This window comes from Frigidibacter sp. SD6-1, assembly GCF_030143255.1.
Lineage (GTDB): Bacteria > Pseudomonadota > Alphaproteobacteria > Rhodobacterales > Rhodobacteraceae > TMP-24.
The window spans coordinates 12,320-25,775 of the sequence record NZ_JARJNR010000010.1; the positions used below are offsets into that span (position 1 = coordinate 12,320).

At 62.7% G+C, this 13,456-nt stretch carries 12 protein-coding genes; 7 read left to right on the top strand and 5 right to left on the bottom strand.

Translation table 11 applies throughout. The features are described 5' to 3' along the window. Window positions 1-25: 25 nt before the first annotated feature. Window positions 26-2,059 carry a bifunctional DedA family/phosphatase PAP2 family protein gene (locus tag P0645_RS16405; RefSeq protein WP_284165674.1) on the bottom strand — a complete coding sequence of 678 codons (2,034 nt, stop codon included), beginning with the start codon at window positions 2,057-2,059 and terminating at the stop codon, window positions 26-28. A gap of 4 nt (window positions 2,060-2,063) precedes the next feature. Then, on the bottom strand, window positions 2,064-4,649 hold the full coding sequence (mprF, locus tag P0645_RS16410; RefSeq protein WP_284165675.1) for a bifunctional lysylphosphatidylglycerol flippase/synthetase MprF: 2,586 nt from the start codon (window positions 4,647-4,649) through the stop codon (window positions 2,064-2,066). Window positions 4,650-4,843: 194 nt separating this feature from the next. Here mprF and P0645_RS16415 point away from each other — a divergent pair, with 194 nt between their 5' ends. From P0645_RS16415 to P0645_RS16430, 4 genes are all read left to right on the top strand, one after another. Then, window positions 4,844-5,218, top strand: a complete 375-nt coding sequence (locus P0645_RS16415; RefSeq protein WP_284165676.1) for a PepSY domain-containing protein — start codon at window positions 4,844-4,846, stop codon at window positions 5,216-5,218. Window positions 5,219-5,298: 80 nt separating this feature from the next. Then, window positions 5,299-5,970, top strand: a complete 672-nt coding sequence (locus tag P0645_RS16420) for a winged helix-turn-helix domain-containing protein (RefSeq protein WP_284165677.1) — start codon at window positions 5,299-5,301, stop codon at window positions 5,968-5,970. Between the two features lie 20 nt (window positions 5,971-5,990). After that, a complete protein-coding gene (locus P0645_RS16425) occupies window positions 5,991-7,361 on the top strand; it encodes a sensor histidine kinase (RefSeq protein ID WP_284165678.1) in 1,371 nt (456 codons plus the stop codon). A 72-nt stretch (window positions 7,362-7,433) separates the two neighbouring features. Then, window positions 7,434-8,042, top strand: a complete 609-nt coding sequence (locus P0645_RS16430; RefSeq protein ID WP_284165679.1) for a cytochrome b/b6 domain-containing protein — start codon at window positions 7,434-7,436, stop codon at window positions 8,040-8,042. An 88-nt stretch (window positions 8,043-8,130) separates the two neighbouring features. Here P0645_RS16430 and P0645_RS16435 read toward each other — a convergent pair whose 3' ends face one another. Continuing rightward, window positions 8,131-9,210 carry a helix-turn-helix domain-containing protein gene (locus P0645_RS16435; RefSeq protein WP_284165680.1) on the bottom strand — a complete coding sequence of 360 codons (1,080 nt, stop codon included), beginning with the start codon at window positions 9,208-9,210 and terminating at the stop codon, window positions 8,131-8,133. Window positions 9,211-9,436: 226 nt separating this feature from the next. Between P0645_RS16435 and P0645_RS16440 the strand changes: the two genes are divergently transcribed. Beyond that, on the top strand, window positions 9,437-10,321 hold the full coding sequence (locus tag P0645_RS16440; protein ID WP_107754763.1) for a recombinase family protein: 885 nt from the start codon (window positions 9,437-9,439) through the stop codon (window positions 10,319-10,321). Between the two features lie 78 nt (window positions 10,322-10,399). Here the strand turns inward: P0645_RS16440 and P0645_RS16445 are convergent, their stop codons facing one another. Together P0645_RS16445 and P0645_RS16450 are read right to left on the bottom strand one after the other, a co-directional pair. Continuing rightward, window positions 10,400-10,795 carry a PIN domain-containing protein gene (locus P0645_RS16445; RefSeq protein WP_107754805.1) on the bottom strand — a complete coding sequence of 132 codons (396 nt, stop codon included), beginning with the start codon at window positions 10,793-10,795 and terminating at the stop codon, window positions 10,400-10,402. Further along, window positions 10,785-11,012 (bottom strand): AbrB/MazE/SpoVT family DNA-binding domain-containing protein, encoded by a 228-nt coding sequence (locus tag P0645_RS16450; RefSeq protein ID WP_018065893.1) that lies wholly within the window; start codon window positions 11,010-11,012, stop codon window positions 10,785-10,787. The genes P0645_RS16445 and P0645_RS16450 overlap by 11 nt, the downstream gene beginning before the upstream one ends. A gap of 215 nt (window positions 11,013-11,227) precedes the next feature. Here P0645_RS16450 and repA point away from each other — a divergent pair, with 215 nt between their 5' ends. After that, complete coding sequence (repA, locus tag P0645_RS16455; protein ID WP_107754764.1) at window positions 11,228-12,412, top strand: plasmid partitioning protein RepA; 1,185 nt, start codon at window positions 11,228-11,230, stop codon at window positions 12,410-12,412. Next, complete coding sequence (gene repB, locus P0645_RS16460) at window positions 12,412-13,404, top strand: plasmid partitioning protein RepB (RefSeq protein WP_107754765.1); 993 nt, start codon at window positions 12,412-12,414, stop codon at window positions 13,402-13,404. The genes repA and repB overlap by 1 nt, the downstream gene beginning before the upstream one ends. The last annotated feature ends 52 nt before the right edge of the window (window positions 13,405-13,456 follow it).

Consider the following 13,456-nt stretch of genomic DNA (forward strand, 5'->3'; position numbering starts at 1 on the left):
ACACTTCGGTAAGAAGCCGATTTTCTCAGGGACGGAGGATGGACACGACGTTGTCCGAGGTGTGCGACGCGGCGAGGACGGTCGCGCCACGTGCCACAAGGCCCTGAACAAGCGTATCTCGGAGCATCGGGCTGGCCCCAATGGTCTGAGTCGTTTCCGTCTCTCCTGCTTCGTCGACACCCACGGTTCCGACGAAGGCGCGCAACCCATCGGCGGTGACGAATTCGGTGCGCCAGAAGCGGAGTTTCGGATCGGCCAGCGAAGGCGTCGCCCCAGGCGGACGCTGCACGAAGGCGAGATCGTTGGGCTGCCCGCGCCAGAAATGCGAGACGGTCTCGACGGTTGGATCTTCGCTGCCGCCGACCGCTGCGAAAATTGCATCGAAGACAAGGCCCGGGGTCGGCAGCTGCGCCGCTGTCCAGTTCGATGCGAGGACAGCATCGGAAAGAGCAAATTCGTCTCGGGCGAAAACGACGAGCGAGACCGGATGCACCGGCGAGCCCATCAGCGACTCGGATTGCGCAGGGAGGCCCATTTGCGCCAGAGCAGCAGCATCTGACAGAACCTGATCAGCGACCTGGACAGGCACATTGCGGGGATGATCATAGCGCCAGACGTTTGACGCGGCCAGGACGGCCAGTCCTGCGGCCACGGCGAGTGCTGCGATCCTCGCTCTGCGGGCCATCGGCGCAGTCTCGACGGATGTCCGCGATAAACGCCATTCCGAAATCGCGATGCCGACCGTCACCCAGAGCGCACCGACCAGCCAGCCGTTCAGGACATCGCTGAGGTAGTGCTCGATCAGGTAGATGCGGCTGACGCCGATGGCGAAGGCCATGAGGCCAGCCAGCAGAAGCGCCATCTCGGCGCGGAACCTCCCCGCCCGCCAGACGACATACATCAGCATTCCATAGGCTGCGACCGAAGCCGCAGCATGTCCGGAAGGGAAGCTGCCAGAGGTCTCGGCGAAGACACCGAGAGGCGAGCGCGGGCGCCCGAAGGTGAGTTTGAGCACCGCAACGGTAATGGTGTTTCCGGCCACCGAAACCGCCAGTCCAACCGCGAGCGCGCGCCGCCCTTCCGTCATCAGCCAGATCAGCGCTGCCACCATGACCGGCAGAACGACCTGCCAGCCGCCAACTGCGGTGATGAACGACGCCACCTGGATCGGGCCCGGTGACTGGAAATGGTGGATCAGTTCGGACAGACGTGTGTCGAGCCCAAGCAATGGATCGCCGACGAGAAACTCGAAGACGGAATCGAGCCAGATGGCACCGATGTAGATAAAGACCACCGTCAGAAGGCTGAGCGTCAGCCCCGAAAACGCATTTCGGTCGAGGCGCGCCTCGACCCAGCGTGCCGTCTCGGGGTGGTCAGCGATCCGGCGCCGCACCGCAGGCAGGTCCGCGAGATTGCGCAGCGCGGCAGACATGACCGCCCATGCGAGCGGCAGAAGCCTCAGCGTCGAATAGAGCGTGGTCCAGAGTATGAGCAGCGCCAGAAGAACGATGCCGGTCAGTACAGCGACCCGGGTCAGCGATCCGCCGATCCGGCCCATGACATCGCCCAGGAAAAAGCCGATGGCGACATGGGCAAGCGCATAGGGAATGCTGCCCAAGATGTTCCAGATCAGGAACTTGCGGCGGTCCATGTCCGCCATGCCCGCGACGAGCGGCACGAGCCCCGCCACCGGCCCGAGGAACCGGCCGATCACCAGCGCCATTCCGCCCCGCCTCTCGAAAAGTCCTTTGGCGCGGGCAAAAGCGGCGGACTCCCCGATGCGCCGGCGGCCCGGAAGGCGGTTCATGGCCAGCTTGCCGGTCCAGTAGCTCAGTTCCGATCCGAGGACCGACCCGAGCGCGACGAACCAGGCGAGATCGAAGAAGTCCAGCAACCCGCGCTGGACGAGGATGCCGCCGGCATCCACGATCAGTGTTCCGGGAACGACGACGCCGGTGATGAAGAACGCTTCGAGCATCGAGCCCAGGCCGATGAGCCAGTAACTGAGAACGCCAAGCGCCTGGAGCGAAGGGAGGATCTGGTCGAGAGACAGGTTCATGAAGTCACTTCGCAATCAGGCCCCGCGCCGAGCCCGCAATCAGGAGGGCCACGTCACCCATTACGCGCATCGGCGAGACGTTGGGCGGCAGCGCCAGATAGCGCGGGCGCCAGTCCGGCTGAAACTTCTGCTTGAAGGTCCTGAGCCCCTCGAAGTTGTAGAATGCGCCGCCGTGACGATAGATGAGCCGCCCGAAACGGTTCCACGATCGCGCGACCGACCGCTCGGACAGCCCCGACAGAGGCGCGGTGCCGAGGCTGAATTCCAGCGCTCCTTTCGCCTTGTAGTGCTCGATCAAGCTGAGGAACATGTATTCCATCAGGCCGGAGGCCTCATCGGGCAAGTATCGCATCAGATCGACGGCCAGGTGCGCGCCGCCTTTTGACGCCAGGATGTTTGCGAAAGCGACGATGCGACCGTCCTTTCGCACAACCGAGATGTCGAACAGCGCCAGGTAGTCCGGATCGAAGCGCCCGACAGAAAAGCCCTTCTCGCGTCCCGTCTTGCCGCCAAGCCACGCATCCGAGATTGCACGAAGTTCTGCAATGAGTTCGGGGGTATGGGGCGATGTCAACATGGTGAACTCGTACCCGTCCCGCTGGCGCTTGTTCATCGCAGCGCGCATGGTCTTGAACCGACCGCCCGCGAGGCTGAACTCGGGAAGCCGGACGACCGCCTCCTCTCCGACCTTGTGCAGAGTCAGGCCGAGTTCGACCCAGAGCCCAAGGTTGCGCGCGCTGGCCTCGTAGAAGACGGGGCGCGCGTTGGACCGGGCGGCCTGGTCGGCAAAGGACCAGACAAGGGCCTCGAACTCAGCCCGATCGCCAACCGGGTCGCCGAGCGCAATCCACGATCCGCCCCGGACGGCATACATGATGAAGGCATTTCCGGTTTCGGAAAACAGGAACCGCTTGTCTCCGGTCTGGCTCAGCCAGGCCTGCGGGTCTTCGGACATGTCGCACAGGACGGCGGCCTGGGACATTACTTCTGGCCGCGCCTCCTCGGGCGGCTTCCGCCGGATCGGACGCGTCAGGAGGTAGATCCCGAAAAAGAACATGAGCGCGGTCGCCGCGAGCCCCGCTCGGAGCGCGCGGGGTGTGTTCGAGTCGTGCGAGAACTCCGACCACAGGTCATTCGAATACGGGACGGCCTTGTGCACGAAGAAGAAGAACGCGGCGGCTGCGACCCCGACGCCGATGACCGTGGCGAACCATCGGGTATCGAAGACGCCGGCCGTCAAGCGGCCGGGTCGGTCGAAGGCTTTCCTGAACGGCAGGAGCAGAAGCGCACCGGCCCCCAGGAAAGCCGCGTTCTCGAACCCGAAATCGTTCAGGAGCGACGCGACAGCCCCGGCCAACAGCGCACCGATGGCGAACCACCAGGCCGAGGAAACCCGGCGCGCGAGGCCTTGCGAAACGATGATCAGGGAGACACCGGCTACAGCGGATGCGAGAGTTCCGCCTTCGAGCAGAAGCACACCGACGAGATCGCCTTCTGCCATCGCTTCCGCGCGTACGGAAGGTAACATCGTGATGAGCAAGAGCCAGGCACCGAAGCCGAAGGCAACGGTCGCGACAAGACCCGGCGAGAACCCGTGCAGAGTGGCAAAGGCCGGTTGCAGGGCCGGTGCCCGGGCAAGAAGTCGGCTGCCAAAGCCGCTGGCCAGCCGGATCTCGTTCAGGGCGACCAGCAGGAACGCCAGAGCGAAAGGCACCAGATAGTAAACCAATCTGAAGAGGAGCAGCGCTGCGGCTGCATCTCCGACCGGCACCGAGGTCGGCAGCGTACCGATGACCACCGTCTCGAAGACACCGATGCCGCCGGGCACGTGGCTGAGCACTCCGATCATGGTCGCAGCGGCATAGACGGCGACGAAGGTCGCGTAGTCGGGCTTTCCCGCGGGCAGAAGAACCCACAAGGCGAACGAGGCAGCGGCGATGTCGATCAGGGTGACGACAAGTTGTCCGGCAAGGTCGGCAGGCGGCGGCAGGTGCAGTTCATGACCGCGAATGCTCAGCGAACGCTGCGAGACGGACATCCAGGCGATGAGGGCAACCGAAACCGCGGCAATCCCGGCGGCAACGATCTGGATAGTTGATGAGGAATAGGGGAGCCAGGCACCGACGGCGCCGGGATGGACGGCAAGGGACAAGATGCCAACGAGGGTCAATCCAGTGCCGAGGGCAATGGCAATGTAGCCTGAAACGGCGGCCACCTCGAACGCGTTCAGGCCGACGGCAGAATAGATCCGGTATCGCACCGCGCCGCCGGAGATGACGCTGACGCCAATCGTGTTGCCGAAGGCATATCCAAGGAAGCCGCCTAGCGCCACGATGCCCCGGTCAAGCGTTTTCCCGATGAAGCGAAGGCCGAACCAGTCATAGAAAATGAGCGCGACATATCCGATGGCGGTTGCCCCGAGTGCCGCGGCGAGCGCGCTTGCCGGCGTCGCCCTGATCTGCGCTGCGACGTCGGCCGGGTTGACGGGCTTCAGGAGGTGATAGAGCGCATAGAGCCCCAAGGCGAAGAGACCGGCGCCCAAAATGATGGGTGCGGCGCTTCGCAGGAATTGTAAGTTCAGGCGGGCCATCCCACACTCCGGTCCGTTCGGCATTCTTGTGATCGGGATGTGATTACCCTCAGGAAACCCTATCTGAAAACAGCAAAATTCCCAAAGCCTTGGTTCTTACGAAGTTGTAAAAAGCCGGAAAAGCGATCCTTGGACTCGATGCCCAGTTGTAGAATGCAGGCGAAAAGACCTGTGCATTAAAAGGAACCTATCCCATGCTTCGCAAGACCATGATCCTCCTTCCCGCCGCGCTCCTTGGGGCCCTGCCGTTCGCGGCATCGGCCGAAACCATGGACCAGAGCGAGCTCGACATGTTCCGCTCCGCATCGCTCACGATCAGCCAAGCAAGTGATGCCGCCCTTCAGGCCCATGCCGGCACGCTTGCGGCCGTCGCCTTTGGCGACGAGAACGGGCGCGCGGCCTACGAGGCGGTGGTGATCGGCGGCGACGGACAGCCCTGGACCGTCCTGATTGACGCCAAGACCGGCGAGGTCTTCGCCTCGGCGCTGTCTTCGTCTATGGATGATCACGAGGATCAGGGCGACGGCCAGGACGAAGAAGATCACGACGGCGAAACGAACGACGGCTGATCGAACGTCCCCTCGAAAATTCAGACCATTCCCCGGCCGCGTCATGCGGCCGGGACGCATTCTTGGAAAGACCGCGGCGCATGAAGATTCTTTTGGCCGAAGACGATAGCGAAACAGCCGCCTACGTGGTGAAGGGTCTCTCCGGGGAAGGCCATGTCGTCGACCATCTGACCAACGGGAAAGACACGCTGTCTCAGGCCATGTCGGGTGACTATGAGCTCTTGATCCTCGACCGCATGATGCCCGGGCTCGACGGTCTGTCGGTGTTGAAGTCACTGCGTGCGGCCAAGATCGACACACCCGCGATCCTGCTGACGGCAATGGGCGCGGTCGACGACCGGGTGGCGGGCCTGCGGGGCGGCGCCGACGATTACATCGTCAAACCCTTCGCCTTCGTCGAACTGCTGGCTCGGATCGACACGATCTGCCGAAGGCCAGCGACGCGCGATGAGGTACTGGAGCTCGTCATCGGTGACCTGCGGCTCGACTTGCTGAAACGCGAAGTCACGCGAGATGGCGAAAGTATCGACCTTCAACCCCGCGAATTCCTGCTCCTGAAGCATTTCATGGAACGGCCCGGTCGCGTTCAGACCCGCACCGTGCTTCTGGAATCGGTCTGGGGGCTCCATTTCGACCCCAAGACCAGCGTGGTCGAAACCCATATCAGCCGACTGCGCAACAAGATCGACAAGCCCTTCGACAAGCACTACCTCGTGACGCTGCACGGGGTCGGTTACGTGCTCCAGCCATGAGGCGGCCACTGTCCTGGTCGATGCGCTTCGCTCTGGCGCTGTCGGCGGTGTTTGCCATCGGCACACTGTCCGCGGGAGGGCTCTCCTACCTGTTCCTGTCGCGGGAAATGACTGCCCGTCTGTCGGCCGATGTGCGGTCCAGCGCGGAAAGCCTTGCACAGATCGCGGCGACAGGGGACAGGACTGACCTGCGGGAACAGATCCTCGCGCAAGTACGATCCAGTCGCGACGGTGCAAGCCTCTACGCATTTGTCGATGCCGGATCTGGTCAGGTGCTCGGATCATTGCATTTTGGCGAACCGTTCGAGGGCCCGCGACGGCTGCTGGTCGGACAGGACATTCCAGAAAGCGACGTGACCGGTACCGAGAACGCCGAGGCCTATCTTGCCTACGGAATCCGGACCGACCTAGGCTGGGTTATCGCGGCACGTGACGAGGCATGGGTCGCTGAAAGCGGCGAAATCCTGATCCAGACAATCGCCTGGTCGCTGGTTCTTGCCACGCTCCTGTCCATAGGACTCGCGGTCGTTATCGCCCGTAAGAACGAAAGGCGCATTGACGGGATGGACAGGGTCCTGGACGAAGTTGGCGAAGGCAGACTCGACCGCCGGATCGGCGACACCGGCAACGACGATCTGGCGGCGCTGGCAGTCCGGGTGGACCGGATGCTCGACCGGCTCGAAGCGGGGGTCGCGTCTATTCGGCAGGTCTCCACCGATGTCGCCCACGACCTGCGCGCCCCGCTCGCGCGTCTCCGGATGCGGCTAGAGCCTCAGGCCCTGTCCTCCGACGTGCCGACCGAGGCCCGGCACGAAATCGGCTCCGCCCTCATGGACATCGACGCCATCTCGGCGACATTCGATGCGATCCTGCGTCTTGCCCGCCTGCAGTCAGGCACGGAGGAGCGGCGCAACGATTCCATCGACCTGACATCTCTGGCCGCCTCAGTTCACGAAATCCTGCAAGCCACTGCCGAGGAAAAGGGCCATACCCTTGATCTCGACCTGCCCATGATGCCCATCAAGGTGGAGGGAGACGAGGAAATGCTCTCGCAGGCCCTGACCAACCTCGTGGCCAACGCCATCGGGCATTGCCCGCCCCCGACACACGTCCGGATCAGGGCCGGACTGCGCGATGCGCGGCCTTTCCTAGAGGTTTCGGACAATGGCCCGGGCATTCCCGAAGCCGACCGCGCCCGGGTACTGGAACGGTTCGTGCGGCTCGACGCCAGCCGATCGATACCCGGAACCGGGCTAGGTCTCAGCCTTGTCGCGGCCATTGCCGCCCTGCATCGGGCCGAGCTCGTTCTCGAGGACAACGGACCAGGACTGCGGGCTTCGCTGGTTTTCCAACCGCTCGCTCCAGTGGCAACAGTTCTTACGAAAGAGTAAGGTGGCGGCAAGGCAATCCGAGACGGCGGCTGCCATATGAGGCGAACAACCCGCCAAAAAGGCTTCCCTCCAATGTCCCTCGCACTCGAAACTCCCCAGCCGGATCAGCACGCACATTCTACTCGCTTGGTCCATGCAGGGCTCGCCCTGTCCATCTGCACCCAACTTGCCACAAGCCTCATCATGCAGGGCCCGACCGAAACTGCGGCAGGCGACGCGATCTTCCAGCTTCACCGCTATTCCGGTTTCGCGGCGCTGGCGTTTGCCTTCCTGTTCTGGATGACCCTGGTGTTCCGGCGTCGGGGGACGGCTCCCTCGGCACTATTCCCATGGTTCACAGGCGAGCGTCGCCGCGCCTTCGCGGCCGACTTGGGCAACCACTTGCGCACCGTTGTCCGGGGACGCCTACCTGCCTACGAGGAAACCGGTCCCCTCGCATCGGCCGTCCACGGCCTCGGTCTGCTCTTGATGACGACAATGGCGGTCAGCGGCGGTGTCTACGCAGCGCAGGTCTGGGCGGGCCTTCAATCGCCCGAGCCCGATGGTTCGGTGGCCATGACCGTTCACTTCGCTCTCGCCAACCTCGTGTGGGTCTACCTGATCGCCCATGCCGGCATGGCGACAATTCATCACTTTGCGAGATCGGCATCTCTGGCCAAGATGTGGAGGTTCAAAGGCTGAGGACGTACGAACGATCATGGCGGCGGCAAGAACCAATCGAGCCCGCAAAAAAAATGAACGTAGGCCAATTTTGACGCACGGCACGGTGTCAGATAGCGGCCCGCCACATCCGAAAGCGGCCCTGACCTGTGACTTCCCGGACCAAGCCTTTGTTTTCTAGCCACGTCAGGTTTCGCTGAACCGCGGCCCGGCTCGTGCCGGTCATTGCCTCGGCCATTGGCGCGGAGACAAGTGGCCACTCCGTCAGCACCTGGCGTAACGCTGGCGGCGTTTTCCCCGAAAGCGTGGCAGTGATTGCCTCCGCCCGCGCCGCCCAAGCTTCGATATCGTCCAAGTGACGCATCGCCGTTAGAATTGCGCTGTTCATCCCATCCAGCCAACGGGCCATGCGTTCGGGCGGCAAGCCCGAAACACGCAGCCCCCCCGAATGGTTCGCGGCCCCACCCATGGCGAGCGGTGCGAAGATGGCGCCGCTTCCATCGCTGGCCGCGATCCTGGACGCGGTGACGGCGGCTTCCATCTGGCCGCCGTGCCGTCCGAGACCGGCCAGGTTCCAGAGATGAAAGCCCATGCAAGCCCGCGTGATCGGGTGGAGCTCGGCTGCTGCAGCCATTACGTCCAACCATCCGCCCGCGCGATCTTCGAAACGCTCGGCACTGTCTTCGATATTCTCGGGATCGCGGCGATCCAGAAAGGCGGCCAAGTCGACTTTTGGTCCGGGACCGCCTGTCAGGCGCCGAACAGCCCATCCAACCCTTGCCAGGGCATGTGGGTCGTCCTGTGCGCCCGAGAGCCGCATCGACACCCAGAGCGCCAGACGATCAGAACTCACCCGGTCCCCTGCGAACCAGCTAAGGTCCGCTGCCTCGATCAGAGCAAGCCGATGCCGCCAGCCTTTCGGACTGCGAGCCAACCGGTCATCCAGAGCACCCAGGCGTCCAGCCACGCGTGCCAGCCGCGCAGCGTGAACGCCTTCTGCCTTTGCCCAGTCATGGACGACAGCGGTGTCGGGCGGTTCCGCACGCGGTCCGGGAGGCAAATCATCCAGTTCTTCTTCGAGTGGCCCAGGCAGGAACCAGAGATCCTCTTCGTGAGCCTCTTCATCCTCCTCGATGGTGTTGAGGGGGTCATTGAAATCATCAGTAAAAGCGGATGCTTGGATCTTCATATGCGCAAAATACTGTTCTTTTGCACATTACCCAAGTGATTTTGTGGCGGTTGCCTTCGCTCTTAATATAGTATGCGCGCGCGACTGCCGGTGAAGCCTCTCAGATCGCGCTCAGCGCAAGGAAGCCAAGTGTTTTTGGACGAGCGCGACGAGAGAGCACCTGCTTGCATTCGTTTACAAATGGTCGTTTATTAGTGGTATGTGAAACTGCAAACGGCCTGTTTTGATGCCCCTGATCGGCTATGCGCGCGTCTCAACCGAGGATCAGACCCCCCTGCCCCAGTCGCAGGCCCTGAAATCCGCAGGCTGCGTCGAGATCCACGAGGAGCAGGCCTCGGGCGGAAACCGCGCGCGGCCCGTGCTGGCCCGGGTGCTGGAGCGGATCGGCAAGGGCGACACGCTGGTGGTGGTGCGCATCGACCGTCTGGCGCGGTCGCTCTCCCACCTCCTCGAGGTGATCGAACGGCTGGAGGCCAAGAACGCCTTCTTCCGATCGCTCACCGATCCGATCGACACATCCTCCCCGCAGGGTAAGTTCACCCTCCAGGTCCTCGGCGCCGCAGCTGAGTTTGAGCGCGCCCTGATCCGCGAACGCACCAAGGCCGGCCTGGCCAGCGCACGAACCAAAGGCCGGGTTGGCGGCAATCCGGGCCTGCGCGTCCGGGATCCGGCGGCGCTGCGCAAGGTGCGGCTGGCCCGGCAGGACGGCTATATGGAACGCCTGAACGAGACGGCGCAGGACTGGGTGCCCCATGTCCGCCGCCTGCGGCCCGACTTGGCTTGGGAAGATGTGGTGCGCATCGTCAACGGCCCCCTGCCCCGCGAGCGGCATTGGACGCAAAGCCGACTCCTGCGCGCGGTCAACGCCTATGTCCGGGACGGCTTCCTACCGCCCACGGTACTGGACCGCGCCGGCCGCCGCGAAATCGACGACCGCCTGCCCGCCATTGTCGCCGCCATCAAGGGCGCGGACCCCGAGATCACGCTTCAGGCGATCTGCACCAGACTGGAAGCGATGCGCGAGCGCACGCCCCGCGGGCGGACAAGCTGGCAGCCGTCATCCGTGAAGATGCTGCTGGAGAGGGCTGAGAGACTGGGGCTGCTTGAGTAGTCGCGCTACCTTGCAAATCCTCCACGACATGGAAGGATTACAAGGCTGTGGTCAGGACCACGCTCAGTAGCTGTCCGGTCATGTAAAGGGGTTGACGATGCGAAGCTGGCCTTCGACCAGCAGGCCATCTTGCATGTCCTCGCTCCACAGCGTGGTGCAGCCCGCAACCAAAGCGCTGGCCACGATCATGGCGTCGTAGATCGAGAAGCCGTAGCGTTCCGCCAAGGCGCGGCCGACGTCGTGGGTCTGAAGGGTCAGGTCTTCGACGGGGCACAAGGCGCGAATGCCCTCAAGAAACGTCCCTGCTTCCTCCCACCTCAGGCCAGCCTTGCGGCGACAGTTCACCAGCGTCTCGTTCAGGACCTGAACGCTGATCCGGGGCCCCTGCCCCAGGATGACCTCGGCGCGATCGGCCTTCGAGCCGGTGTCGAGCAGGTAAAGAACGACATTCGTGTCCGCGAACTCAGCGCTCATGCGCGTCATCGCGGCTCAGGCGTTCCGCAGCGGGCAGCTTGCCCCGGAAGCGGCGCAGACCCGTCAGCACCTCATCCGCGCGCGCCAGACGACGGACTCTGACCTGGCCGTCGTCCTTGACCAGGTCGATCTGATCGCCTTCCTTGAGGCCAAGTTCGCGGACAAGCTCAGCGGGCAAACGGACGGCAAGCGAGTTGCCCCATTTCGCGACCTGCATCGTGACCTCCTGAGTGGATATACGATCAAGAATGTATATCATGCTGGTTGCATGGGCAACCCTGTCCACGAGCCCAGGCTACTCTTGTGCGTCACGCAGTGGCTGACACCAGATTTAGAAAGAGCTTGCACGAATCTGAGTCCTCCGGCAATAGTCACGGAAAAGGGCGACTAAACGCCAAATTCCGTGAACACGCCACGGGCGCGCGAGGGCAGATGAGCAGAGCCGATACACAGGAAGACCTGAACGCTGTGATCCGTCAGCATTCCGAGGTGCTGGCGGCGCAACTGCATTCGCAGCGTGAGAGCCTGTTCCCGCCCGACGCATCCAAGTCTATGCGCAAATTCACCTCTGGGGAAGCTGCTGCTCTGCTGGGTGTCAACGACTCATACCTCCGAAAGCTTCACCTTGATGGCAAGGGACCGTCGCCAGAAGTTTCATCGGGGAACCGGCGGCACTACTCAGCTGACGATATCCATAACTTACGAATTTTGTTGGAGAAAACGGCTCGAAAGCCCGGAGATTACCTGCCCGGTCGTCGCGCCGGTGACCACCTGCAGATCATCGGCGTGATGAACTTCAAGGGTGGGTCCGGAAAGACGACCTCCTCGGCGCATCTCGCCCAACGGTTGGCCCTCAAGGGTTACCGTGTCCTGGCAATCGACCTCGATCCGCAGGCTTCGCTTACGGCGTTGCATGGGGTTCAGCCTGAGTTTGACTTGCTGGACGGCGGCACGCTCTACGATGCGATCCGTTATGAAGACCCGGTTCCGATCGCCGCGGTGATCCGCAAGACATACATTCCGAATCTCGACCTGATTCCTGGGAATCTCGAACTGATGGAGTTCGAGCACGAGACGCCACGGGCGCTGTCTCGCGGCAACGCGGGTTTGTTCTTCTTCCGTGTGAAGGAGGCGCTGGCGCAGGTCGATGAGCGGTATGACGTCGTCGTCATCGACTGTCCTCCGCAGTTGGGGTTCTTGACCATGTCCGCGCTGTCGGCCGCGACAGGCGTTCTCGTGACGATCCATCCCGAGATGCTCGACGTGATGTCGATGAGCCAGTTCCTCAGAATGACGGCCGACCTGATGGACGTCATTGCCGACAGTGGGGCTGACATGTCGCATGACTGGATGCGGTATCTCTTGACCCGGTATGAGCCGACAGACGCACCGCAGAACCGTATCGTCGCCTTCTTGCGGACGATGTACGGCGACAAGGTTTTGAACGCGCCGATGCTCAAGTCGACGGCCATCTCGGATGCCGGTTTGACCAAGCAGACCCTTTACGAGGTCGAACGCAGCGCGTTCACCCGGACGACCTATGACCGGGCCATTGAAAGCCTGAATGCGGTCAACGACGAGATTGCCCAGCTCATTCAGAAGACTTGGGGGCGCTGATGACCGACAGCAAGAAGAAGCGCATGTCCATGCTGGATAGTCTTGCAGCGGCGGGGACGCCCCCTGCTCCCGGTAGCATGATGTCTAGCAATCGGGCCCTGCGGTCGGCGCGTGATGCTGTCGATGCTCACCATGTTTGGGAGCTCGATCCGGCTGAGATCCAAGACGAGCGATACTCGGATCGCCTCGACCCAAAGGATGTGCACGATCTTCGCGCGTCGATTGAACAAAACGGGCAGACTGTGCCCATCCTTGTTCGGCGCCATGCGACCGAGCCCAATCGGTATCTCCTCGTCTATGGACGCCGCCGTCTTGAGGCCATTCGTGCCTCCGACAAAGTGAGCAAGGTTCGCGCCCTCATCGCTAACCTGGACGATACGGCGGCACTGCGCGCTCAAGTTTCAGAGAATACTGGTAGACGTGACCTGAGTTACATCGAGCGCGCCCTCTTCGCTCAGGAACTGCTCGATAGTGGCTTTGGCTCGCAGGCACAGATTGCCGAAGTGCTCAACGTGACCCGTTCGGCGGTATCGATGTCGATCTCGGTTGCCAAGGCGATAGGAACTGCACTGGCCCATGCAATCGGACCGGCGCACGGCGTCGGCCGTCCCAGATGGGAAGCTTTGGCCAAGGAGCTTGCCGACAGCCGGATCGAGAACGACGATCTCTCCCGAGTTGCTCTTGATGTTCGCGCCAAGGCGGCCGCGAACGAAGAGGCGGATGAGGATCCGCAGGTTGATCCTTCGGTGGCGGCTTTTGAGGCCGTTGCGCGGCACGTAAAAAAGAGTGTGAGCTCGACGCTCGGCAAGAAGCCGAGATCGAAGACCACTGCCCTTGTGATCGATGGCACCCCCGTGGGCGCTATCAAGAGATCTGGCCGGGCGCTTCGCCTGGACCTGACGGATGTGGATGATGCCTTTGCGGAGTGGCTTGATGCCCGCGCGCAGGACGTCCTCGAAGAGCTTCACGATCGCTGGAAAGGCGAGACATGAAGAGAGGCAGAGCAGCAACAAAAAGGAGGCACGGTACAGGCTAAAGAAAAGG

Coding starts and splice junctions, on each gene's coding strand:
- P0645_RS16425 (WP_284165678.1), top strand. CDS start 5,991: ATGCGCTTCGCTCTGGCGCTGTCGGCGGTGTTTGCCATCGGCACACTG.
- P0645_RS16430 (WP_284165679.1), top strand. CDS start 7,434: ATGTCCCTCGCACTCGAAACTCCCCAGCCGGATCAGCACGCACATTCT.
- P0645_RS16415 (WP_284165676.1), top strand. CDS start 4,844: ATGCTTCGCAAGACCATGATCCTCCTTCCCGCCGCGCTCCTTGGGGCC.
- P0645_RS16440 (WP_107754763.1), top strand. CDS start 9,437: ATGCCCCTGATCGGCTATGCGCGCGTCTCAACCGAGGATCAGACCCCC.
- P0645_RS16435 (WP_284165680.1), bottom strand. CDS start 9,210: ATGAAGATCCAAGCATCCGCTTTTACTGATGATTTCAATGACCCCCTC.
- P0645_RS16450 (WP_018065893.1), bottom strand. CDS start 11,012: ATGCAGGTCGCGAAATGGGGCAACTCGCTTGCCGTCCGTTTGCCCGCT.
- repB (WP_107754765.1), top strand. CDS start 12,412: ATGACCGACAGCAAGAAGAAGCGCATGTCCATGCTGGATAGTCTTGCA.
- P0645_RS16420 (WP_284165677.1), top strand. CDS start 5,299: ATGAAGATTCTTTTGGCCGAAGACGATAGCGAAACAGCCGCCTACGTG.
- P0645_RS16405 (WP_284165674.1), bottom strand. CDS start 2,059: ATGAACCTGTCTCTCGACCAGATCCTCCCTTCGCTCCAGGCGCTTGGC.
- P0645_RS16445 (WP_107754805.1), bottom strand. CDS start 10,795: ATGAGCGCTGAGTTCGCGGACACGAATGTCGTTCTTTACCTGCTCGAC.
- mprF (WP_284165675.1), bottom strand. CDS start 4,649: ATGGCCCGCCTGAACTTACAATTCCTGCGAAGCGCCGCACCCATCATT.
- repA (WP_107754764.1), top strand. CDS start 11,228: ATGAGCAGAGCCGATACACAGGAAGACCTGAACGCTGTGATCCGTCAG.